Genomic DNA, 22,873 nt, shown 5'->3' with positions numbered 1-22,873 from the left:
ATTCAGGTTTCCAACCCTAGATTGCACTTAGCCGTAATTTCAAAGGTCTAATAGACCTGAATCGCCCCGGGTTTCGTGGAGGCCCGTTGGGTTAAGTCAGGCAGACACCGCAGCCTGACTGGCTAATTGCCGATAGTAATTCTCTTCAGCTTCGGCAGGGGGAATGTATCCGATTGGCTCCAGCAGTCGGTGATGGTTAAACCAGGACACCCATTCGAGCGTGGCCAACTCCAAGGATTCCTTGGTTTTCCAGGGTGCCCGGCGGTGAATCAACTCTGTTTTGTATAAACCGTTGATTGTCTCGGCCAGAGCGTTGTCATAGCTGTCACCTCGACTGCCCACTGACGGCTCGATGCCCGCCTCGGCCAGGCGCTCGCTGTACCGGATAGACACATATTGCGACCCACGGTCGGAGTGATGGATCAGGGCATCGCCCGATTGCGGTTGGCGGTCATACAAGGCCTGCTCCAATGCGTCCAGAACAAAGTCTGTTCGCATGGAACTGCTCTGGCGCCAGCCCACGATCCGGCGAGCGTAGACGTCAATCACAAAGGCTACGTATTGCCAGCCCTACCAAGTTGACACGTACGTGAAGTCCGACACCCACAGCTGATTGGGACGATCAGCCTTGAATTGCCGGTTGACACGATCCAGTGGTCGGGCAGCGGTCGTATCGCTAATGGTCGTACGTACCACCTTGCCGCGCCTGGCACCTTGCAAGCCCAAGTGTTTCATCAGCCGCTCGACGGTGCAGCGCGCCACCGTGATGCGCTCTCGCCGCATTTGCTTGTAGACTTTATCGACGCCGTAGACCCGCATGTTGGCTTGCCAGACCCGCTCGATCTCTGGCTTGAGGATGGCCTCGGTTTTGGCACGTGCACAGCGCAAATCAGGGTTGCGCTGGTGTGCCGCATGGCGCCGGTAGCCTGACGGGGCAATCTGCAAGACCTTGCAAATCGGCTCGACCCCGTGGGTATAGCGATGCTTGTCAATAAACTGTCTCAGGACTTGCATCGGCGGTCGAGCTCCGCCGATGCAAAAAAAGCACTCGCCAGCTTGAGAATCTCGTTGGCCCGGCGCAGTTCCTTGTTCTCGCGCTCCAGTTCCTTGACACGCTGCGCCTCTGCGCTAGTAAGGCCGTCGCGTACGCCGGTATCGACCTCTACGCGCTTGACCCATTCATTTAGCGTCTGCGGCACGCAGCCAATTTTGGGGGCGATGGATTCTATGGCCGCCCACAGCGAAGGGTAGTCGCTTCGGTGCTCCTGCACCATACGCACTGCGCGTTCGCGAACCTCGGGTGAAAACTTGTTTGACTTCTTCATGGCTCAATCCTCTCAGAGATTTGAGCCTCCTCAAAACCCGGGGCGATTCAACCCCCCGTGTCAAACTAGTTGCCGCTCCCCCGAGATTGCGGATGATCCGCATTGGAGCGCTATTTATGACAACAAATCGACATTCAACTGAATTCCAGGAACAGGCCCTGAGCAAAGCCAGGCAACGAGGCACACGCAGCGTGCAGGACGTTGCCAATGAACTGAATATGGCGGTCGGCACTTTGAGAAAATGGATCAGCAAGTCCAATCGAAAGCATGAAGTCGGTGGCCCCGCAGCGCAACTGCCTGAGGACTTGCCGGCCCAATCGTGGGGCCCTGCCCAGCGCTTGCTTGCGCTGAACCAGACGCATGCCATGTCGCCCACACAGTTGCATGCTTGGTGCCGGGAGAAGGGGTTGTTTGAGCACCAGTTGAAGGCTTGGGGTGAGGCGTTTTGCAACGCCACAGCGCCGCAATCGCGCGAAGCCAGGACTGCGCTGCGCGAGTTGCAAGTCAAGCACGATGGGCTGCAGCGTGAACTGCGTCGAAAAGAGAAGGCGCTGGCCGAAGCCGCAGCCTTGCTGGTGCTACAAAAAAAGTTCCAGGCCCTGTGGGAGGACGAGGAGAAATGACCACTTGCCAACAGCGTCAGACCCTGCTGACGCTGATTCGGCAGTCCTGCGACAGAGGCGCACGTCTGCAAAAGGCCTGTGCGCTGATTGGGCTGGACGCGCGTACTGTTCAGCGCTGGAGACACCCGAAAAACCAGGAGGGCGACCTCAGGGTCGGCGACAAACGCCGCATCACCGTGCCGCCCAACAAGCTCAGCGAGGCTGAGAGGCAAGCTGCGCTGGCGTTACTCAACAGCGAACAATTCAAGGATCTGCCACCGAGCCAGATCGTGCCGCGCCTGGCTGACCAGGGCCGGTATGTGGCCAGTGAGTCGACCCTGTACCGGCTGCTGCGTGAAGTCGGTCAAGGCACGCACCGCCGACTGGAGCGGGTGGCGCAAAAACGCAGCAAGCCACGCGCGCTGGTGGCTACCGGGCCCGATCAGATTTATTGTTGGGACATCAGCTACTTGCCCACTGAGGTACGCGGCATCTACTTCTACCTTTACCTGTTTGTCGATCTGTTCAGCCGCCGGATCGTGGGCTGGCAGGTGTTCGATTGCGAGAGCGCCGAGCTGGCCAGTCAGTTGCTGCGGGCCATTTGCGAGCGGCGCGGCATCGCGCCCCATCAGCTTACCGTTCACTCGGACAACGGCTCGCCGATGAAGGGGGAAACGATGCTCGCCACCATGCAGCGCCTGGGCGTGGCGGCTTCTCGCAGCCGACCGGCGGTCAGTAACGACAATCCTTACTCCGAGGCTCTGTTCAGAACACTGAAGTACCGCCCTCAACTGCCCGTCAAACCGTTCAACGGCCTGCTGCAGGCGCGGCGCTGGGTGACAGAGCTGGTGCACTGGTACAACCACGAGCATCGGCACAGCGCCATTCAGTTTGTAACCCCAGCGCAGCGGCACTTAAAACTCGATGAGGCCATTCTGGCTGAACGCGCCAAGGTCTATGCTGCGGCCCGAAACGCCAATCCCAACCGCTGGTCAGGGGGGACTCGCAATTGGTCGCCAATCACCGAAGTGCACCTCAACCCGCAAACACCAAAGGATCAGAATCAACCAGAAAAACTAGCCGCTTGAGCATCGAACTTTTTGCGGCAACTACCTTGACAGCGCCCGTAGACCAACATGATGTGCACAATGCGCACATATTGGAAGGGTAATCATGGGTAAAAGTGTTCAAGGTGCGCAGTCGGTACTACGTGCCATCGATCTGTTCAAGCGTATAGGACTGAATCATGAGCAAGGTTTGTCCCTGACCGGGCTGGTGGAAATGACGGCACTGGACCGCACTACTGTGTATCGTTTGTTGTCCTCCTTAGTGCAGACCGGGCTGGTTGAACGCGACAACCGCAAGTTGTACCGGCTGGGCCTGGAAGCGATGCAACTTGGCCTGGCCACCATGAATCGTGTGCCCATACTGGAACGCTGTCGTCCAATGATGATCCGGCTGGCCCGGCGCAGCGAAGATACGGTGTACTTGGTCGTGCGCAACGGCGACCACGCTCATTGCCTCCATCATGAGGAAGGAGCGTACCCAATCAAGGCGCTGGTGTTGAAGGTCGGTGGTCTTCGTCTGCTAGGGGTAGGATCGGCAGGCAGTGCGCTGCTGTCGACGCTAACCGATGATGAGATCGTTGCCTTCCACAGCCGCCAGCGTGCGGACCTACCACAAGAGCGTGCTTCCCTCGCGCAGCTGCGCCGCTTCGTTGCCCAGACACGGCGCGCCGGTTATGCCACGACGGACAACTTGGTGGCCGACGGCGTTAGCGGCATTGGTGTCGGTTTCGAGGTTACGCCCGGCACCTTCGCCGCCATCAGCGTCGGTGCAATTCGCGCTCGCATGGGCGATGACCGACGAAGTTGGATCGCCCAACTGATGATCGAGGAACTGCGCGCTTCCGGGTGGCGTCCGGCCGAAGAAGAGTCAACCAGGAAGATATGCCCACCCGTCGCGCACGCTTAAGCCGGTGCCTGTCTACTTGGGCTTATCCGACCTTGTAAATCTATTGATCCACCCCCTCGGAAGTTTGAGCACTCTCAGCTCGTTTCCTAGGGAGGCATGTTGTGACAATAAAAAAAGTTTGAGGGCCGGATCAACAATTCTGGCTGTAGTGAAATGTATCAAGCGACCATTGGTCGAATCGACACCACGCCTCCAGTTACGGCAGGCTGTGCACAGTATGCTGCCCAGTCGACCATCAATACTCGCCGCCGCTCCAGCATCGTGCCGCGCGCATAGGCGGCCTCGGCTTTGTCTTTCAATTGATGACTCATGGCATGTTCGATGACCTCGCGCGGGTGTGAGGTGAACTCTCCAGCCCAATCCCTGAAGCTGCTGCGAAAACCGTGAACCGTCACATCGCCGTGCCCCATCTGCTTGAGCAGTTCAAGACAGGCCATATTCGACAGCGGCTTGATTTTCGACCTTGCGCCCGGAAAAACAAACGCACTCTCGCCAGCCTTTGCTCGCGCCAGTCTAAATGCGGCCAGCGCTGGATCACTCAGGGGAATAAAGTGTTCCTTTTCGCCTTTCATGCGCCCTGCGGGGATGGTCCAGAGCGCCGCATCGAAGTCAAATTCCGTCCATGTCGACTTGAGGGCTTCGTTGGTGCGGCAGTTGGTCAGGATGATGACCTCCAATGCTAGTGTCGCGTCACGAGAAGTTTGACGCGGACAATGGGGAATGGAACATTACAAAGTCACCTTGTCAGAGCAGGAAAGAGCCGAGCTGCAGGGCATCGCAGGCAAAGGCACGCACGCAGCATCCAAAGTCATCAATGCCTTGATACTGCTCAACTGCGACCAAGCGGGGGAGCGCACTGAACGCCCCCGCACCTGCGACATCGCAGCCATGCTGTGCGTGAGCGAGCGCAAGGTGGACCGGGTCAAAAAGAAGTTTGTTCTCGAAGGCCTGGAGTTGACGTTGAACCGCCAGCCCGCCAAATGCGAGTACGCGCTGAAGATCGATGGCCGGCTGGAGGCGCAGCTGCTGGCCCTGAGTTGCTCGGCGCCCCCTGAAGGCCAAGCCCGCTGGTCGCTGCGCCTGCTGGCCGATCGGCTGGTCGAGCTCGAATTGGTGGACAGCGTGTCCCACGAGACGGTGCGGCGGGCGCTGAAAAAAACGAGCTCAAGCCCTGGAGGAAGATCGGCTGGGTGATTGCCCCGCAGGCCAGCGCCCAATTCGTCGCGGCGATGGAAAAAGTGCCGGGCATCTACAGCCGCCCCTACGACCCAAAGAACCCGGTGGTGTGCATGGATGAGACGCCGCGCCAGCTCATTCGCGAGACGCGTGAGCCCATTGCAGCGGCGCCCGGCAGGCCCGAGCGCCATGACTATGAATACGAGCGCTGCGGCGTGTGCAACGTCTTCATGGCCAGTGAGCCGCTGGCCGGGCGGCGCCTGACCAAGGTCACCGAGCGCCGAACGAAAGCAGACTGGGCTTTGTTCGTGCAGGACATCGCTGCGAGATACCCCGATGCCGAACGCATCACGCTGGTCATGGACAACCTGAACACGCACACCCCGGGCTCGCTGTACGAGGCGTTTGCCCCCGAGCAGGCCAAGGCGCTGTGGGACCGCTTCGAGTTTGTCTACACGCCCAAGCATGGCAGCTGGCTGAACATGGCCGAGATCGAGATCAACGTCATGGTCAAGCAGTGTCTGGATCGGCGCATCGACAGCATCGAGATGGTGCGAAGCGAGGTCGCCGCCTGGCAGAGCCGCCGCGACAACCTTCAGGCCAAAGTCAACTGGCAGTTCACGACCAAGGATGCCCGCACCAAGCTCAAAAGGCTTTACCCGACAACTACATCATGACGCGACAGTAGTCTTTTAGGCAAATGAACGATGAATGAACACTTATCGAGCCAAACTTCTGAGCTATGCCCTAAGATTACTCACATTATCTTAGGGGTATGTGTCAGGCACGGCTGGCGGCACCGTTCATTTTCATAAATCCGTACCTAGATTTTTCATAAATCAGTGCCTGCCTAAATAACGAGGGCTGTCACCTGTCAGGTGACCTTCATCTCACCATGATTTCGCTCAGCTCCGGTACGCTTTTATGAAAAATTCCACTTGGGGTACGTTTTCGTGAAAAATATCTTTTCATGATTTTGAGCCCATATTTTCCGGAGTTCAAGGAAATCAACGCCTTGCGTGCGCAGGCTGGGTACGGTTTTATGAAAATGAACGACGGCTGCGAGGTGTATTTAAAACTCACCGTGATCGATGCTATTTTGATCGTTTTCTTCTAGGAGCTGTGACCATGAAATGCCCATGTTGGGGAACGGCTAAACTACTCCAGGAAAAATGCAACATGCCCTACACCTACAAGGGCGAGACCACCAGCATTCCAACAGTGACAGAGGACTTCTGTCCGGCTTGCAGCGAGGTGGTGTTGAATCGGGAACATGGCGACCGCGATAGCGAGACAAGCGACTGATTCAGCGGCAAGTAAAAGCGCTTCACCGCGATCCGGCCTACAGCGCCCAGATACAAAGGAATTTCGACCTGGACCAGCGTTAGGTGCCTGAAATCTTGCGCGGCGGCGTCAGTCTTGTGGCGTTACGAGAACGGCAAGACCGAGCCCCCGATGGCTTTGGTCACGTTGCTCAAAATGCTTGCTCGTCACCCCGACTTGCTCAGTGAGGTCAGGACGGTGTAACGCCCTTCTTCTCTAAACTTGCCGCTCCATGCTTCTTGGAGCGCGTGCATGCTGGCGTTCAACCGAAGATTGACTCCAAGTCTGCTTCGTCAACCGCACCTTGCAAATTGACGCTGTTTTCAATGTGCTGCAGATGCTCGAGCATCAAACTTGCGGCAGTTTCACCGTCCCGCATGACAATAGCGTCTACGATCCGAGCATGTTCGTCGACTCTGCAACTTAGGGTTGGCGGCGCGTCGTATAAGAGAATAATCAAGCAGGTGAGGGTCGCAAGTTCACGCAGGCTGCGGGTCAACGCAGCGTTCCCGGCAAGCTCGGCGGCAAGGTTGTGGAACTCTCCCGACAACCGAATAATGGCGCGCTTGTCATTACGCTGGCGCGCGTCCCCTTCAAAGTCGATGTGGCGTTTCAATAGCGTTATTTGACGATCGTCAGCACCCTTGGCCAAACGCAGCATGATAGCCGGCTCGATGACCCGGCGGGCCTCGAAAATCCCGCGTGCATCCTCGACGGTCGGCTTTGCAACGTAGGCACCTCGTTTCGGCAGGATTTCGACAATCTGCTCATGGGCCAGGCGTGCGAGGACCTCGCGGATACGTGCCCTGCTGACCTTAAAGATTTGAGCCATTCTCTCTTCGGCAAGTTTCGTGCCTGGCAGCAAGCGGTGCTCCAAGATGGACAGATAGATCTTTTCATAAATCTCGTCCCCAGCCTGCTCGCGCTCGCCCCGCTTGTGTATGGAATCAACTGGCATTGTTCGGCTCTTTCCAAAAATCTATTCTAGCAGCGATGGATTTAAAGTTGGACTGTTGTTGTTAACAAGCTTGTTAAATCTCCTGTGTATTAATTAGGAGGTCTACTTTTCTGCTCCTAAAGGTTTAGGTAACCCAAGGCGATGGAGTTTATAAGAGTGTTGAACTAAGTGTAAACACTCATGTAAGCGTACCAACTAATCCGTACTATGGCGTCCATTGCTTATAAAAAACTACGGCAACAGATGGATGTGTAAACGATAAACCTCGCAAAAGCGAGTGATGTATCAATGGTTTATGCAGACTTGTTTGTCAACAAGGAGTAAAGCTTGAGTTCAACTGTTTTTGACCTCGTCATCCGCAATGCACGCGTGGCGACGGCGACTGATGTCTTCTGCTCCGACATTGGCGTTAAGGACGGCAAAGTCGTTCAACTCGGCGCGGGCTTGAATCAAGGGCGGGAAGAAATCGACGCGTGCGGTCGGGTCGTGACACCAGGTGGAGTGGATGCCCATTGCCATCTCGACCAGCCCATGCAGGCCCCGGTCCGCATGGCTGACGACTTCGACACCGGCACGCGTTCAGCAGCCTGCGGTGGAACGACCACGGTCATTCCGTTCGCCGCGCAAGCCAAAGGACAGTCGTTGCGCGCGGCAGTGGAAGACTATCGCCAGCGTGCCGAGGGACGTGCGCACGTGGATTACGCGTTCCACATGATCGTTAGCGACCCAACGCCCACCGTATTGAACGAGGAACTTCCGGCGCTGATCGCGGAGGGGTTCACGTCGTTCAAGGCTTACATGACTTACGACGACTTGAAGTTGAACGACGGCCAGATTCTCGACCTACTCGACGTCGCACGCGAGCACGGTGCCATGGCAATGTTGCATGCAGAAAACGCCGAATGTATTGAGTGGCTGACGCGCAGATTGGAACGCGCTGGCAAAACGGCCCCACGCTTCCACGCACACTCACGGCCGATGCTCGTTGAGCGCGAAGCAACCCATCGCGCTATCGCACTGGCTGAACTGGTCGACGTGCCCATCTTGATCGTTCATGTATCGGGGCATGAGGCAGTGGAGCAGATTCGTTGGGCCCACGGCCATGGCTTGAAGGTGTACGCAGAAACCTGTCCGCAGTATTTGTTTCTCACTGCGGAAGACCTCGGCATCGACGACAGTTATCACGGCGCGCGTTGCGTCTGCAGTCCGCCACCGCGCGACAAAGCAAACCAGGAAATGATCTGGAATGGCCTGAGCGATGGCCTATTCACCGTGTTTTCTTCAGACCACGCGCCGTTCAACTTCGATTCCCCCGAGGGGAAAAAACCTAACGGGGAGGAAATGCCATTCCGGCATATCCCCAATGGCATTCCCGGCCTGGAAACACGTATGGCGCTTCTCTACTCGGAGGGCGTGCTAGGTGGACGGATCAGCTTGAACAGGTTTGTGGAGCTAACCGCGACCAATCCTGCCAAAGCTTATGGATTGCATCCGCGCAAGGGGACGATTGCCATCGGCAGCGACGCCGACCTGGTGATCTGGGACGAGCGGGATCTGGTGCTCAACAACGCCATGCTGCACCACGCCGTGGACTACACGCCCTATGAAGGCATGCAGCTGCGCGCGTGGCCGGCGACCACGATCTCGCGCGGCCAGGTCATCTGGAACGGCAAGTCCTTCCTGCCGGCGCGCGGCAGGGGCCAATTGCTTTCTTGTGGTGCACCGACGCTAATGCCGCACCCCGTCAACACACCGGTTTTCTTGCGCCCTTTTTCAACAGAGTCACTTTCACAGGAATTGTCATGACCCACCCCCTATCTGAGAACGCCCTGCCACCGATCACTTCCTCGACTACCAAGGCGAACATTAGACTACCTTCAGGCGGCCGGGCAGCGGCGCTCATCGCATCCATGATCTTCAGCGCAGCAGGCATGTCGAACACTTGGGCTCAGGATGCGAAGTCGACGCTCGTCGTGGCCGGACCTCGGACTCCCGAGTCGCTGGACCAAGAATACCCGCCGACCGAGGCGTCTCACGAAGCGCGACGCAATGTGTACGAACGTCTGCTGGCCTATGCTCCAAAGACGACCGACGGCGTTCAGGTCGAAAACTTCGACAAGATCATTGGCGCATTGGCTGAGCGTTGGGAGTTGTCTGCGGACAAGACATCCATCACTTTTCATCTGCGAAAGGGCGTGAAGAGCTACGTTGGCAACGAGATGACCGCTGACGATGTCATGTGGTCATTCAATCGCGGCTGGAGCAAGGACGCGTCTTTCCGCTGGTACATGAGCCAGATCCTCGGCGTGAAGAATTTCGATGCCTCGTTTAAAAAAATTGACGTTATGACCGTGCAGGTCACGTTACCGAAGGCGTCGCCTCTCATTGAGCGAATTTGGGTTAATAATGACCTTGGGATCTTGGATTCCACGGAGATGAAGAAGCATGTCACTGAGGAAGACCCGTGGGCCTCGAAGTGGCTCGCCACGCACTCGGCTTCGTTTTCTGCCTACCAAGTCACGAAGTTCCGGTCCGGCCAGGAAGTCGTGTACGAGGCCAATCCGAACTACTATCGCGGCGCTGCGAAAATTAAAAAAGTGATCTTCCGGGAACTGCCTACGGCAGCGAACCGGCTTGCGGCGATCCAGACCGGCTCCGTCGACGTGGCGGAGTGGCTTGCACCGCGCGAGCTTGCAACACTGGAGAAAAATCCGCAGGTTAAGGTATGGCAGGTATTCGGCAACTATATCCATCGTGTTGAAATGAACAATGCGAAGCCACCTTTCGACAACGTGAAAGTACGCCAGGCGATGAATTATTTAGTCCCTCGCGACGAAATTCTCAAAGCCGTGTACTTTAATAAGGCAAGGTTCACAAAAAGTCCTGTGTCGGAAATCTATCCCGGTTATACGGACCAATACTTCAAGTACACCAATGACGTGGCCAAGGCGAAGGAACTGCTGAAAGAGGCTGGACTGGAGAAAGGCTTTAAGACCCAGCTTGCCTATCGCACTGGCGATCAGACCGAAGAAGAAATCGCGGTGATCCTGAAAACCTCATTTGCACGCGCTGGCGTGGACGTCGAGTTGACAAAACTGCCCGCCTCGACGTTCGTGGAGCGCTACTCATCGGGTGCGCTGCCAATGTACTTCTTCAGGGATATGGCCATCGTTCCCGATGCGGCGTATGTCTCCAACCTCTGGCTGAACAGCGCGTCTCTAATCAACTATTCGAAGTTCAAGAATGCAGAGGTCGACAAGCTGATTAACGAAAGTCTCGCCACGATAGACGAAGCGAAGCGCAAGGCCGGTATGACGCGCGTTCAGGAAATTGTTATGAATGAAGCACCGTGGGTTTTCCTGATGAATCCGGGCTACCAACTTGCGATGCGCAGCAACGTTGCCGGCTACAGCTGGTACACGCCGAACGGCAACACCTGGTTCGATTTCTACAAGAAGTAGATGGGTGGCCGAAGAGCAGATGCTCGGGCGTCTGCTTACTCTCAAAATTTCTTCTAGGAAACGTTGATGTCATTTGGAACCTCCTTGCGCTCGCTTCCACGACCTGCGCGTATTATCTTAGCCCGCTTGGGCGTCCTTCTGCCGCAGATGTTCGGCGTCCTGCTCGCGACCTTCCTGCTCATTCGCATGCTCCCCGGGGATCCAGCGCTCTTGATGTTGGGTAACATGGCAACGCCCGAACAGATCGCCAGCTTGAGGGAGCGGTTGAGCCTTAACGGAAGCCTCTGGGAACAGTTTGTGAAGTACATCGGCAGTGTGCTCCGGGGTGACTTGGGCATCTCTATGTTCACCAACAACTCCGTGGTTTCGGATCTCTTGGACCGGGTGCCCGCCACTCTCGAACTCATCGTCTACGCCATGGTCCTCACGATAGTGGTCGGCGTTGGCCTGGCGATCATCTCGGTCGTTCGACCTCAAGGCCTGACTAGCCGGATTGGAAGGGTGTACGGACTTGCTGCAGGAGCCATCCCCGACTTCTGGGTTGGGCTGCTGTTGATCTACTTTCTCTTTTATATCGCAGGCGTCGCTCCGGCACCTTTCGGGCGGCTAGACGCGATGATCTCGGCGCCGCCAGCTATCACAGGCTTCCTGACTGTGGATTCGTTAATTGCCGGCGATCTGGTCGCGTTTCGATCAGCGGTCGGAAGACTATTCCTGCCCGTGCTGACACTCGCAATCGTCAACGCGGGCGCCTTAATGAAGATGACGCAAACAGTCTTCGCGGACATCTACCGCAGCGAGTTCATCCGCCACGGAAGAGCGTCTGGTCTCTCCGAAAGGACTTTAATCCTCAGCACCTTGAGGAACAGCCTGCCTCCGATCATAACCATGGTCGGCTTCCTCTTCGGTTTCCTGTTAGGCGCTGCTGTACTGGTCGAAACGATCTTTGCCTGGGGTGGCCTCGGACAGTACGCAGTTTCGGCCGTGACGAACAGCGACTATCCCGCGCTCCAAGGCTTCGTACTCGTCGCAGCAGCGTTCATCTTGATCGTATATACGGCGGTCGATGTCTTGTACGGAATTGCTGATCCAAGGATTGAAGTATGAACAGACTCATCGAGGTTGCGCGCCGCCGAGCCGGCTGGGGCCTCTATCTTGGCCTAGCACTGCTCGCGCTGCAGATAGTGGCCATTGCCTTCGCGCCATGGATCGCGCCTTATTCGCCGATCGAGGCAGATCCGGGCAGATCCCTGCTAGCGCCGTCGTGGAGAAATATCTTCGGTACCGATGTATCGGGCATGGACATCTTCTCGCGTGTCGTCTTCGCGACCCGCATCAACCTTCTTATCAGTGTCCTGGCCGTGACGCTGGCCTTTGTCATCGGTGTCCCCATCGGCTTGGGAATCGGCTTCTACAAAGGATGGTTGAGCTCACTGGTCATGCGCATCTTCGACTTCATCCAATCCTTCCCCATCTTCGTGCTGGGGATGGCATTGGTCTCCGTGATGGGCCAGGAGATATGGAACGTCGCCATCGTCCTTGCGGTGCTCTTCATTCCCATGTTTGCGCGGCTGATCCGCGCGGAAGTGTTGTCACTGCGTGAGCGCCCCTTCATTGCAGCGGCGCGGTGCAGCGGCGCGACCGATCTCACCATCATGTTCAGGCACATCCTTCCCAACGCGTTAACACCCGCCATCGTGCAGATTTCGATCAGCATCGGCATGGCGATTTTGCTCACAGCAGGCTTGTCCTTTGTCGGAGCCGGGGTACGCATGCCCACACCCGAATGGGGTCTGATGGTGAGCAGCGGGGCTCAACAGATGATCCTTGGTGTGTGGTGGGTTGCATTGTTTCCAGGGCTAGCGATCGTCATCTCGGTGTTGACGTTTGGTTTGCTCGGCGATGCAGCCAAATTGATCACCGATCCAAACTCCGGAGGAAGACAATGAACAAGCTGCAGGCGAATGAAACTTTGTTGGATGTCTCAAACCTTTCAGTCAAATTCCAGGATTCGCCAGATGCGCTTGCACTGGATTCGGTCAGCTTCTCGCTTAAAGCCAACGAGATCTTGGGCATTGTGGGTGAAACAGGTGCTGGCAAGTCAGTGCTGGCAAGGGCCTTGATCGACATGCTGCCCAGTGGCGGCACAGTCGTCGGGGGCAAGATCCTCGTGAACGGGAAATCCGTTCTCACGATGTCCGATGCCGAGAAGCGGGCACTACGCGGCGGGGAGGTGGCGCTCATCGGTACTAATGCGAAGTTGCTCCTCGACCCAGTCGAGCCCGTCGGAAAGCAGATCAGCCGGGTGCTCATGGCTCACCGCAAGATCGGCAAGGCCAAAGCGTGGAAGGAAGCGATCGAGGTTTTCAAGCAGGTAGGCATCGTCAATCCCGAAGCGCGCGCACATGCGTATCCGCACGAGCTTTCTGGGGGAATGGCTCAACGCGTCGTGATTGCGATGGCATTGATCTCGCATCCGAAGGTTTTGCTCGCCGATGATGCCACATTGGGCCTCGACGCGACAATCCAGCTTCAAGTGCTTGACCTGATGGTTCAGAAAGGACGCGATCTCGGCATGGGCGTCGTGCTGATCACGCACGATTTAGGCATGGTCGCCCATTATTGTGATCGCGTGGGGATCATGCACGAAGGCAAACTTCTCGAACTGCAGCCTGTCAAGACCTTCTTCGGCGATGGTCCGCGGACTGCGCTCGGAAAGGCGCTGCTCGACGCGGCGAAGATCCGACCCACGCCTAGGGGAGGGTCGCAAGAGTCCAGTGCTACGCCCGCATCCGCCGCAGCGTCGCCCTTGCTCGAAATCGTCAACCTAACCAAGACCTTCGCCGTTGACGGTTCGAAAACTGTCGTCCGGGCCGTCGACGATGTATCCCTTGCCATCGGTCGTGGCGAGACCCTGGCCTTGGTCGGCGAAAGCGGGTCCGGTAAGACCACCCTGGGGCAGTGTCTCGTCCGTCTGATCCCATCCGACTCCGGAACCATCCGCTTCGACGGCAAGAGCATTCTCGAAACAAGTCAGAGCGAGTTCAGGCTTGTCCGGCAGAGAATCCAAATGGTCTTCCAAGAGCCTTACGTCTCACTCAATCCGAGATGGCAGGTGCGCGACCTGATTGCAGAGCCTCTGTCGCTCGGTCCTCGCTTGTCGAGCGCCGATCGAGAGCAACGTGTCATCGCGTTGCTCGCGTCGGTGCAGCTCACTGCGAAACGAGCGAGCGCGTACCCGCACGAACTCACCGCGGGCGAGCAGAAGCGCGTTGGCATTGCTCGCGCTCTCGCCGCACGTCCGGACTTCATCATCTTCGACGAACCCACGACTGCTCTGGACATCCGTGTTCGCGGCCAGATCATTGATCTGGTGCGCAACCTTCAGCAGGAGATGGGGCTGTCAGCACTATTCATAACGCATGATCTGAACTCCGTCAGATCGCTGGCTCACTACGTCGCCGTCATGAGATACGGAAAAATCGTAGAACGTGGTGAAACGGAAGAGATCTTTGCTCGCCCAGTGCAGGACTACACAAAGACCTTGTTGCAGGCCGAACTGCCGATCGAAGAATCCACCGGCCTGCGAAACGCCAGGCTGCTTGCGAGAGCCATATGAACAGGACCGACAAGCGAAGGGTTATGGTGACCGGTGCTGCCGGGCTGGTGGGAAGTTCGGTGGCCCGCAGGCTGCTGAATGCGGGTGCGGAAGTCGTCGCCGTCGACAGGGTAGGCGCCGAGAACCTTGAGGGTGTGCAGGTCATTGCATGCGATTTAGGCGACATCCACAGGCTGCACCAGCTCGCTGGTGAACAACTCGACGGGGTCATCCACTGCGGCGCATTCTCCGGCCCGATGGTGGCGCGCGACCAGCCCTATTCCATGGTGCAGGTCAACGTGGTGGGAACCGCGAACATGCTTGAGCTCGCACGCATTCATCGCGCGCGCCGGTTTGTCTACTGCTCGTCGACCAGCGTGTACGGCCAGACGCAGGCGGGCCCGGTCATAGAAGAAACCTTGCTGCGTCCGGCCAGCCTGTACGGTGCCAGCAAGGTGGCTTCCGAATACCTTGTCGATGCCTATGCCCACCAATACGGACTGGATGGCGTCAGCATCCGGCTTTCGTGGGTCTATGGGCCGCGACGAAGCACGGATTGCGTCATTCGCACCATGATCGAAGATGCGCAGTCCGGCCGACCCACGCGCATGGCGTTCGGCAAGGATTTCCCGCGCCAGTACATTCACGTCGACGACGCCGTGTCCGGGCTGCTGCTGGCCTATGAAACGCAGTCTCTTGCAAGACGCAGCTACAACGTGACCGGCGGAACGCGGGTCACGCTTGAAGATGTCGCGGAGATCGTTCGGAAAATCTTTCCAGCAGCCGACATTGCGCTTCAACCCGGCGCCGATCCGGTTGACGAAATCCAGCATGAGTTTGACATCTCCTCGGCTGGGACGGATCTTGGCTACAGCCCGATGCTTAAACTGGAAGATGGCCTGCGCCATTACGCAAATTGGCTGGACGACCAATCGAAGCGAGGGCGTTCTGGCACGCAGCCATCGTCCGCCGGAGCAGTGCCATGGAGATAGTTGCAGTCCCGCTCACCGCCTCACTCTTTGCGCCATTCGGCGAGGTCTTGACCGCACCGCAAGGCGTCGGCCGCACGTACTTCGACGAAGCACTGAGCAGCCTCCGCCCGGCGGCCCGACCGAGCATCTCGCTCGCAAGCAACACGCCGCTTGCAGGCGACAGAATGTACGTGTCCCAGTTGGAACGTCACCGTTACTCTTCTCAATCGTTCCTTCACCTCGAAGGTGGGCGTTGGTCGGTCCTCGTCTGCCCCGATGCGCTGAACGGAGGCCCCGACGTCGCGCGCGCGAAGGCGTTCGTAGCTCAAGCCTGGCAAGGTATCACCTATCGGTCGGGTGTCTGGCACCACGCGCTGACCGTGCTCGACGAGCCGACGCGGCATGCCATCATTATGTGGCGCGATCAAACCCCATCGGACGAGGAGCTTCGAGGCGTTGCGCACTTCACTGTCCTAATTCCACCAAGGCAATAAAATGAACCCATCGACACGCGACTTCGTCGGCTACGGAGCGAACCCTCCCGATCCCAAATGGCCCCAAAGCGCGCGTTTGGCCATTAACTTCGTTCTCAATTACGAAGAGGGCTCTGAGCCGTCCGTGGACGACGGCGAAGGCTTCACGGAAACATGGTTCACCGAGTCCAACGGGCTGAACACCGGCATCCGAGGCAGGGATCTTGCTGCAGAGGGATTGTTCGAATACGGCAGCCGGGTCGGCTTCTGGCGAATCATGCGTTTGTTCCGAGAAAGAAGGCTTCCTGCAACCGTCTTCGCCTGTGCGCTCGCCTTGGAGCGCAATCCGGAAGCAGCCTTAGCTATCCGCGAATCGGACTTCGATGTATGCAGCCATGGTTGGCGCTGGATCAAGCACTATCTGCTCAGCGAGGAAGAAGAGCGTGAACATATTCGCAAGGCAGTGGAATCGTTAACACGCACCACCGGGCAGCGTCCCCAAGGCTGGTACTGCAGGTACGCACCTAGTGAAAACACCCGGCGGCTGCTGGTGGAGGAGGGCGGCTTCGTTTATGACTCAGACTATTACGGCGATGAACTTCCCTGCTGGAAGATCGTCCAGGGGCGCGCCCATCTCGTCGTACCGTATTCATTGACCAACAACGATGGTCAGTACGGCGGCTCCATTGCCAACTCCGATCAATGGTTCGCCTTTGTACGCGATGCGTTCGACATGCTTTATCGCGAGGGAGCAACCCATCCAAAAATGATGTCGGTCGGCTTGCACATGCGGCTGATCGGCCATCCCGCGAGAGCCGTTGCACTGGAACGATTCCTGGACCATGTGATGAAACATCCCGACGTCTGGATTGCGAAGCGCATCGATATCGCGAATCACTGGATCGCCACCCATCCCCATGTAGAGACTGCGACCCGCTGAGCGGGTTCAAGAACAAGGAGCAACTGTGAAGAATAGTTTTGACCTCACCGGGCGCAAGGCGCTGGTGACAGGCGGGAGCCGCGGCATCGGCGCGGCGATTGTTGAAACCTTCGCTCGTCATGGCGCCCAAGTGGCCTTGTGCCAATACGGCGACGATGAGAACGCCGAGCGGCTGGTGCAACGGCTGTCTGCGGAGGGTCTTTCGGTTAGTAACATCTCGTGCGATGTTTCCAGTCAAAGCCAGGTACACGACATGGCGGCTTGGGCACGCAGGGAGCTGGGCCACGTCGACATCCTGTTAAATAGCGCCGGTGTTGGCGGAAGTGACAAGCCGTTCGCTGAAACCACCCAGGATGATTGGGATCGGATCATCGGAATCAATTTGCAAGGCACCTTCTTGGCGACGCACGCCTTCTTTGGAGAGATGTGCGAGAGGAAGTACGGCCGCGTCATCAACATTGCGTCACAGTTAGCCTACAAGGGAGCGGCCGGTTTGGCCCACTACTGCGCTGCCAAGGCGGGCGTGGTTGGCTTCACCCGTGCTTTGTCGTTCGAAGGCGCGCCGTACAACGTCCTTGTCAATGCAATTGCGCCTGGGCCGGTGGATACAGAGCTGCTTCGAGCACACAGTCGTGAGTGGCTCGACCGCAAGCAAAGCCAGTTGCCGATTGGACGGTTCGGGCACGTCGAGGAGATTGCACCAACCGCGCTGCTGCTGGCGTCGAAGGCGGGGTCGTTCTATGTGGGGCAGACGTTGTCGCCCAATGGGGGCGATGTGATGCTTTAAGTGTTCAGTCCCGACATTTGATGAATCGAATCAATGTTGAAGCGATTGGATTATGAGGTTCAACATTTGCAGATGTACTCATAGGGCGTTAGCCTCTTCAGGGTCTTTAATCAACGGACCAAATTCTAGGTTTCGATGAAGTCGCCCAGATCTCGGATGCGTGACGAAAAACGAAAGCCCAGCAGGGGCATCACATGAAAGAAGTGATCGGTAAAGCCTGCCGTTTCGGCGCAGCGCTCCTCGACCGCCAAGACGTTGCAGCTACGGATGGCCACACATCGTACAGCAGCTGCCCAGCAAGTTAAATATATAAATACCGAGCGGGCGCGCAAAGCCTAGGCTCTGTTGACGTAAGCCCTAAGTAGAATTCCGACGCTTTTGTGGTCGGTATGGACAAAAGCAAGGTCAGCGATGAAGAGTGGGCCAAGTTGGCAGTGGCCCTGAAGAAAATTCCCGGTATCCGCATGGGATGCGATGCGACTTGTCGCCGCTTTGTCCAGGCGGTGCTGTGGATCTTGCGCGCAGGGGCACAGTGGCGACTTCTACCGGATAGATTCGGACATTGGAATAGCGTCTTCAAGCGCTTTGCCAGTTGGACCCGGTTTGGAGTTTGGGACAAGGTTATCAACAGCAATTGAATACGAATACAGGTTTGAAGAAGCAGCGACTCAATACGGATACACCCAACGTATTTCATTTCTGTCCGGCGGGCCTCGTGCAGGAAGGGCGTAGCCCGACCGCAGCGAGGCCCGCCGGGCGCCGTTTCATCCGATCTCACTCCTTTCTACGGCATGCACCATGCCTGCCTGCCTGGCGTTGGTGCTTGAGCCGGTAGCTCTCGCCGGCAATGGGCACGATGTGCGCGTGATGCAGCAGGCGGTCGAGCAACGCCGCCGTCAATGTCGCATCCTGCGCAAACGTCGTGTCCCACTGCCCAAAGGGGAGATTGCTCGTCACGATCAGGCTGCCCTTTTCGTAAAGTGCAGCGATGACCTGGAAGAACAAATTGGCCTGCTCACGGTTCATCGGCAAATAGCCAATCTCATCGATGATGAGCAGCCGGTACGCCTTGATCGTGCGGTTCATGACGCTTTTCAAATTGTTCTGCAGGTACGCCGTCGTCAGCACCAGCAATAGATCCGCCGCCGTCATGAACCGCGTCTTGATGCCCGCCTGCGCGGCCCGGTAGCCCAGCGCGATGGCCAGGTGCGTCTTGCCCACCCCGCTGGGGCCGACGAGTACGACGTTTTCCCGGCGCTCGACAAAGCCCAGGCCAGCGAGTTCCTCGATCTGGCTTTTCTTGACCCCCTTGGCAAAGTCATAGCTGAAGTCGTCCAGCGTCTTGATGACGGGAAAGCCCGCCAGGCGCGTCATCATGGTTTGCTTTCGGACCCTTCGCCCGGCCGCTTCCTCCTTGAGCAGCCCTTCGAGAAAGTCGCTGTAGCCCAGCTCGGTCTTGGCTGCATGCTGTGCGGCTGCGCCGTATCCCTGCGCCACGCAAGGCAGCGACAGCGCCTCGCACAGCTGCGTTATTCGTAAGCGTCCGCCCAGTACCCGTATTGAAACTCAAGACTCTGTGTGGTTGAGCCACTGGTTGATTTGGGCCACGTCGAATGCGGCAGGGTCAAACGGGCGGCCGATCCATTTTTTAAGTTCGTCGTGCTCCGGGTGGGCTGGATCGGCCAATGCCTGCACGAAGTCCTCGTAGCCCGGCGCGCCGCCTACATCCTCAGGCGGACAGGCGTTTTCTCCGGCCAGGCACAACGCCAGCGACAGCGGCGCGTCAAGCGTGACGGTTTTTTCCACCTTGACCTTGTGGCGCCAGTTGTCCCCGAAGTCGTAGACGTAGAGGAACGTCCTGCGCGCGCACAGCGCCTCTTCAAGCGTGACGCTGGCCTCATCGATCACGCCTTCAGGCAAGTCCCAATCCGGCTCCAACGGGCCGTAATTAGCATCGGCAAAGACGAACTCATGCAGATGCCCGCCTTGCCAGCCCGTGCCCCACAGGAGCGCGACATGCAGGCGCGAGAGGTCGATCGTGGTGGGCACCAAGAGGCGGCGCCAGACCTTGGGGTACACCCATTCAAGCTCGACATGGAGTTGGTACGCCCGCAGTTCGCCATTTGCATTGGCTGCGGTTTTGGCCCCGGGTTTCTTCGCGCCTCCTGGCAGTCGGTGCAGCTTGGCAGTCATGTTTGGCTACTGTAGCGAAATCGGTGGACAGGCCGTGGCCCGCATCAGGCTGCGCGCGCCATGTCCTGCGTTTGCTGGGCTGCTGGCCACGCAGGCCGGAGCCGCTCGGCCACCCGCCAGGGCAGCAACTCGTCAATCCGGTTGATCGGATGGTCGGCAATGCGCTCCAGCACATGGTGCAGGTAGGCCTGGGGATCAATGCCATTGAGCTTGCACGAGCCGATCAGGGTGTAAATCACGGCGGCGCGCTCGCCGCCGGCGTCTGAGCCAAAGTGCAGGTAATTCTTACGCCCGAGGACGACTGCGCGCAGCGCCCGCTCGGCCGCGTTGTTGTCCATCTCGATGTGCCCGTCGTCCACGAAACGCGTGAGCGCCTGCCAATGGTTCAGCGAGTAACCAATGGCCTGCGCCATGGACGACTTGGCCGAGAGCTGGCCAAGGGCGTCATGGAGCCAGCCGTGCATCGCCTCGACCAGGGGTTTGGCGCGGCTTTGCCGCTGGCGCCGGCGTTCCTCTGCGGGCTTGCCCCGAATGTCTTTCTCGATGGCGTACAGCACCCCGATGCGCAGCAGCGCCTGATGGGCCAGCGTGCCGGGCATCTCGTCCTGTCCCTTGTGGATTTCATAGTACTTTCTCCGGGCATGAGCCCAGCAAGCCGCTTCGACGACCTGGCCATCGGCAAACAGGGCGTCGTAGCCCGCGAACGCGTCGGCCTGCAAGGTGCCGGCAAAGCCCGCGAGGTGGCCCCTGGGATGCTCGCCTTTGCGGTCCGGGGAATACTGAAACCACACCGCTGGCGGCGACGCATCGCCGCTTGGCCTGTCATCGCGCGCGTACACCCACAGCCGGGCCGTGCGGGTCGTGCCACGGCCCGGGCTGAGCACCGGCACGGGCGTGTCATCGGTGTGGATCTTGCCCGCCCGCAGGACGTAGCGGCGCACGGCATCGGCCAAAGGCTGGAGCAGCCGCGCCGCGCCGGCCACCCAGTCCGCCAGCGTGGAGCGCTCAAGCACCACGCCCTGGCGGGCGTAGATCTGGCTCTGGCGGTACAGCGGCAGGTGGTCGCAGAACTTGCCCACCAACACCTGCGTGATGAGTCCGGCGCCTGCCAGGCCACGATCAATGGGACGGCTCGGCGCGGAAGCCTGCACGATCGTGTGACAGCGGACACAGGCGAGTCTGGGGCGCACGTGGCGCACGACCCGGAAGCTGCCAGGCTGGTACTCCAGCACTTCGGAGGTGTCCTGGCCAATTTGGCGCAGTTCGGTGCCGCACCCCGGGCAAGTGCAGTCGCTTGATGCGAGGTGAATCATCTCCTGGCGCGGCAGATGCCCGGGCAGTTGGCGGGGGGCGGTGCGGCGGGAAGCGGCCTGGCGCTTTTTGCGGGCGTCCTCAAGGTCGGCGACGGGGGCGCCTTGCAAGGCCTCCCCCGCGTCACCCGCTGGCACGAGTGCCACGCCAGGCGCCTGCACTTGTGACTGGGCGCTGTCCACCTTCTCGCTCGAGCGCCCGTAGCGCATGCGCCTGAGATGGAACAGCTCCAGCGTGAGTTTGTCGATGGCCAGGCGCAGCGCGCCGATCTGCTCGTCACGCTGCGCGACGCCTTGCTTCAAGGCATCGATTTGTTGCAGCAGCGCGTGTGAACTCATGGGCGCCACTTTGCCAGCAAAACCGGCACGCCAAAAGAAGGGGTTTCACGGTTGCGGGTAGCCCCCGCATGTGGTGTTACCTCCACCCGGCTCCCCGTGCGCGCCCCTTCGGCAGAGCAGGTCATCCGTTCATGAACTCAGGCAGCGAGCGTGGGCTGCCAGGTGCGCACCGGCATGCGCCAGTCGATGCCTTCGAGCAGCATGGACAACTGCGCCGGGCTCAGCGAGACCGCCCCGGCGTCGGCCTGCGGCCAGACGAAGCGGCCCCTCTCCAGGCGCTTGGCAAACAGGCACATGCCCTGGCCGTCCCACCACAGCAGTTTGACGATGTCACCGCGCCGGCCCCGAAAGACAAACACATGGCCCGAGAAGGGATCTTGCGCCAGCGCGCCTTGCGCCAAGGCGGCCAGGCCGTCAAAGCCTCGGCGCATGTCCGTCAGGCCAGCGGCCAGCCACACGCGCGTGCCCGCCGGCAGGCCGATCACGGCGCGTCCCGCAGGGCCTGGAGCACGCAGCGCACACTGGCCGGATCGACGCTGCCGCGCAGTCGCACGCGCGCGCCGCCCACTTCAATCTCGATGACGCCGGCCGCCGGTGCCCGCACCGTTGGCGCTGGCAAATCGATGACCGCGCTTGCCGGTGGCAAGGGATCCATCGTGACCGGCAGCAGTACGGCCTGCGTGACGGGCTTGAGCCGCGCCGGGCGGCCAGATTGTGCGCGCCGCCACTTGAACAGCAAATTGGCATTGATGCCGTGCGCCAGCGCGATGGCCGCGACCGAGGCGCCGGCCTGCTCGGTCAGCTTGACGAGCTTGCGTTTGAAGGCTGCGCTGTGTCTGCGCTTGGTGGCCTTGAGGGGATCTTTGGGAGGTTCCATGACGGTGTGCACTTGTCCGGGTTGAGTGCACACCATGATGGCGTGCAACTCCCCGGATACTGCCCGGCCCATCAACCTCGCGCAAGAATGGTATTCGTCGGACGCTTACCTGCATTACTTCATGCGCCAAGTGCCCGAGCGAGTCCTTGATTCGGCTGAGCCACGGCACCAAGGCCTGCACAGGGGTGATCCAGAAGGGCAGGGCGGGTGCTGGCGCTGCATTTGAAAAACCGATGATTCCCATACTGAACTCCTCTTTGGAAAGGTTGACACGGGCACGCGCAGGTCCACCCCCGGGGGCAAACCCATTCGTTTCGACAAGGTGCTGGCTTTTAAAAACACATGCCCGCCAGCGTGGGGGCAGGGAACAGCAGGAGGGGGCGACTACAGCGGTGGGTATTCCGGGCGAACGTGAACAGCCATTCCAGTGAACGTGAACGCTGGAATGAGTAGCTCGCGGGGACCGATTCCGGGCGCGTGAACGCTGATTCCGCTGGCGTGAACAGTGATTCCAGTCATCGTGAACGCGGCTCTGGCCTGGGTTGAAAGTGAAGTTGCGCAAGTCA

The 22,873-nt window shown here is 58.8% G+C and carries 23 protein-coding genes, 2 pseudogenes and 1 other annotated feature; of the genes and pseudogenes, 16 read left to right on the top strand and 9 right to left on the bottom strand.

The annotated features are described in order from the left end of the window. Positions 1–96: 96 nt before the first annotated feature. Positions 97–1,325 (bottom strand): annotated as a pseudogene (locus H4V98_RS20545) (IS3 family transposase). Next, positions 931–1,047, bottom strand: a sequence feature (AL1L pseudoknot). (Overlaps the previous pseudogene by 117 nt.) Before the next feature lie 116 nt (positions 1,326–1,441). On the opposite strand from H4V98_RS20545, the gene H4V98_RS20540 reads away from it, so the two are divergent. The 3 genes from H4V98_RS20540 to H4V98_RS20530 all read left to right on the top strand — a co-directional run bounded on the left by H4V98_RS20540 (position 1,442) and on the right by H4V98_RS20530 (position 3,901). Then, positions 1,442–1,948, top strand: coding sequence for a transposase (locus H4V98_RS20540; protein WP_280757942.1), 507 nt, complete (start codon positions 1,442–1,444; stop codon positions 1,946–1,948). Beyond that, positions 1,945–3,015 carry an IS3 family transposase gene (locus tag H4V98_RS20535; protein WP_280757941.1) on the top strand — a complete coding sequence of 357 codons (1,071 nt, stop codon included), beginning with the start codon at positions 1,945–1,947 and terminating at the stop codon, positions 3,013–3,015. The genes H4V98_RS20540 and H4V98_RS20535 overlap by 4 nt, the downstream gene beginning before the upstream one ends. Positions 3,016–3,100: 85 nt before the next feature. Then, positions 3,101–3,901 (top strand): IclR family transcriptional regulator, encoded by an 801-nt coding sequence (locus tag H4V98_RS20530; RefSeq protein WP_280757940.1) that lies wholly within the window; start codon positions 3,101–3,103, stop codon positions 3,899–3,901. A 158-nt stretch (positions 3,902–4,059) separates the two neighbouring features. Here H4V98_RS20530 and H4V98_RS20525 read toward each other — a convergent pair whose 3' ends face one another. Continuing rightward, on the bottom strand, positions 4,060–4,578 hold the full coding sequence (locus H4V98_RS20525) for a site-specific integrase (protein ID WP_280757939.1): 519 nt from the start codon (positions 4,576–4,578) through the stop codon (positions 4,060–4,062). Between the two features lie 43 nt (positions 4,579–4,621). On the opposite strand from H4V98_RS20525, the gene H4V98_RS20520 reads away from it, so the two are divergent. The 3 genes and pseudogenes from H4V98_RS20520 to H4V98_RS20510 all read left to right on the top strand — a co-directional run bounded on the left by H4V98_RS20520 (position 4,622) and on the right by H4V98_RS20510 (position 6,604). Further along, a protein-coding gene (locus H4V98_RS20520) for an IS630 family transposase (RefSeq protein WP_280757938.1) occupies positions 4,622–5,754 on the top strand; the annotation gives its coding sequence in 2 pieces (ribosomal slippage) (positions 4,622–5,054 and positions 5,054–5,754; 1,134 coding nt in all). Between the two features lie 293 nt (positions 5,755–6,047). Beyond that, on the top strand, positions 6,048–6,194 hold the full coding sequence (locus H4V98_RS20515) for a hypothetical protein (RefSeq protein ID WP_280757937.1): 147 nt from the start codon (positions 6,048–6,050) through the stop codon (positions 6,192–6,194). 11 nt (positions 6,195–6,205) lie between these two features. Further along, positions 6,206–6,604 (top strand): annotated as a pseudogene (locus H4V98_RS20510) (type II toxin-antitoxin system MqsA family antitoxin). A gap of 58 nt (positions 6,605–6,662) precedes the next feature. Here H4V98_RS20510 and H4V98_RS20505 read toward each other — a convergent pair. Beyond that, positions 6,663–7,358: a GntR family transcriptional regulator gene (locus H4V98_RS20505; RefSeq protein WP_280757936.1), complete on the bottom strand. Its 696-nt coding sequence runs from the start codon at positions 7,356–7,358 to the stop codon at positions 6,663–6,665. Positions 7,359–7,685: 327 nt separating this feature from the next. Here H4V98_RS20505 and hydA point away from each other — a divergent pair, with 327 nt between their 5' ends. From hydA to H4V98_RS20460, 9 genes are all read left to right on the top strand, one after another. After that, on the top strand, positions 7,686–9,164 hold the full coding sequence (gene hydA, locus H4V98_RS20500; RefSeq protein WP_280757935.1) for a dihydropyrimidinase: 1,479 nt from the start codon (positions 7,686–7,688) through the stop codon (positions 9,162–9,164). After that, positions 9,161–10,819, top strand: a complete 1,659-nt coding sequence (locus tag H4V98_RS20495; protein WP_280757934.1) for an ABC transporter substrate-binding protein — start codon at positions 9,161–9,163, stop codon at positions 10,817–10,819. Before hydA ends, H4V98_RS20495 begins: the two co-directional genes overlap by 4 nt. Positions 10,820–10,945: 126 nt before the next feature. Continuing rightward, complete coding sequence (locus H4V98_RS20490; RefSeq protein ID WP_280757933.1) at positions 10,946–11,926, top strand: ABC transporter permease; 981 nt, start codon at positions 10,946–10,948, stop codon at positions 11,924–11,926. Next, positions 11,923–12,768, top strand: a complete 846-nt coding sequence (locus tag H4V98_RS20485; protein WP_280757932.1) for an ABC transporter permease — start codon at positions 11,923–11,925, stop codon at positions 12,766–12,768. The genes H4V98_RS20490 and H4V98_RS20485 overlap by 4 nt, the downstream gene beginning before the upstream one ends. Further along, entirely contained in the window at positions 12,765–14,438 is a 1,674-nt protein-coding gene (locus tag H4V98_RS20480) for an ABC transporter ATP-binding protein (RefSeq protein WP_280757931.1), read from the top strand. The genes H4V98_RS20485 and H4V98_RS20480 overlap by 4 nt, the downstream gene beginning before the upstream one ends. A gap of 23 nt (positions 14,439–14,461) precedes the next feature. Further along, entirely contained in the window at positions 14,462–15,409 is a 948-nt protein-coding gene (locus H4V98_RS20475; RefSeq protein WP_280757930.1) for an NAD(P)-dependent oxidoreductase, read from the top strand. Further along, on the top strand, positions 15,400–15,882 hold the full coding sequence (locus H4V98_RS20470) for an ureidoglycolate lyase (RefSeq protein ID WP_280757929.1): 483 nt from the start codon (positions 15,400–15,402) through the stop codon (positions 15,880–15,882). The genes H4V98_RS20475 and H4V98_RS20470 overlap by 10 nt, the downstream gene beginning before the upstream one ends. Before the next feature lies 1 nt (position 15,883). Then, on the top strand, positions 15,884–16,801 hold the full coding sequence (locus H4V98_RS20465; RefSeq protein WP_280757928.1) for an allantoinase PuuE: 918 nt from the start codon (positions 15,884–15,886) through the stop codon (positions 16,799–16,801). A gap of 25 nt (positions 16,802–16,826) precedes the next feature. Further along, complete coding sequence (locus H4V98_RS20460; RefSeq protein WP_280757927.1) at positions 16,827–17,588, top strand: 3-oxoacyl-ACP reductase family protein; 762 nt, start codon at positions 16,827–16,829, stop codon at positions 17,586–17,588. A gap of 125 nt (positions 17,589–17,713) precedes the next feature. On the opposite strand, the gene H4V98_RS20455 is transcribed toward H4V98_RS20460, so the two are convergent. Then, positions 17,714–17,863, bottom strand: coding sequence for a Tn3 family transposase (locus H4V98_RS20455; RefSeq protein ID WP_280757926.1), 150 nt, complete (start codon positions 17,861–17,863; stop codon positions 17,714–17,716). Between the two features lie 114 nt (positions 17,864–17,977). Here H4V98_RS20455 and H4V98_RS20450 point away from each other — a divergent pair, with 114 nt between their 5' ends. Then, positions 17,978–18,226, top strand: coding sequence for a transposase (locus H4V98_RS20450; protein WP_280757925.1), 249 nt, complete (start codon positions 17,978–17,980; stop codon positions 18,224–18,226). A gap of 136 nt (positions 18,227–18,362) precedes the next feature. On the opposite strand, the gene istB is transcribed toward H4V98_RS20450, so the two are convergent. The 5 genes from istB to H4V98_RS20425 form a co-directional block, all read right to left on the bottom strand. Then, positions 18,363–19,139: an IS21-like element helper ATPase IstB gene (gene istB, locus H4V98_RS20445; RefSeq protein WP_280758036.1), complete on the bottom strand. Its 777-nt coding sequence runs from the start codon at positions 19,137–19,139 to the stop codon at positions 18,363–18,365. 15 nt (positions 19,140–19,154) lie between these two features. Then, entirely contained in the window at positions 19,155–19,781 is a 627-nt protein-coding gene (locus tag H4V98_RS20440) for a plasmid pRiA4b ORF-3 family protein (RefSeq protein ID WP_280757185.1), read from the bottom strand. Positions 19,782–19,825: 44 nt separating this feature from the next. Beyond that, entirely contained in the window at positions 19,826–21,430 is a 1,605-nt protein-coding gene (locus H4V98_RS20435) for an IS66 family transposase (protein WP_280757186.1), read from the bottom strand. A gap of 137 nt (positions 21,431–21,567) precedes the next feature. Continuing rightward, positions 21,568–21,915 (bottom strand): IS66 family insertion sequence element accessory protein TnpB, encoded by a 348-nt coding sequence (tnpB, locus tag H4V98_RS20430; protein WP_280757187.1) that lies wholly within the window; start codon positions 21,913–21,915, stop codon positions 21,568–21,570. Beyond that, positions 21,912–22,307, bottom strand: coding sequence for a transposase (locus tag H4V98_RS20425; protein ID WP_280757188.1), 396 nt, complete (start codon positions 22,305–22,307; stop codon positions 21,912–21,914). Before H4V98_RS20425 ends, tnpB begins: the two co-directional genes overlap by 4 nt. Between the last annotated feature and the right edge of the window lie 566 nt (positions 22,308–22,873).

It is taken from the genome of Polaromonas sp. CG_23.6, assembly GCF_029892315.1.
Classification (GTDB): domain Bacteria; phylum Pseudomonadota; class Gammaproteobacteria; order Burkholderiales; family Burkholderiaceae_C; genus Polaromonas.
The sequence above is the reverse complement of the archived record's forward strand: the minus strand, read 5'-3'. Positions and strand labels throughout refer to the sequence as shown.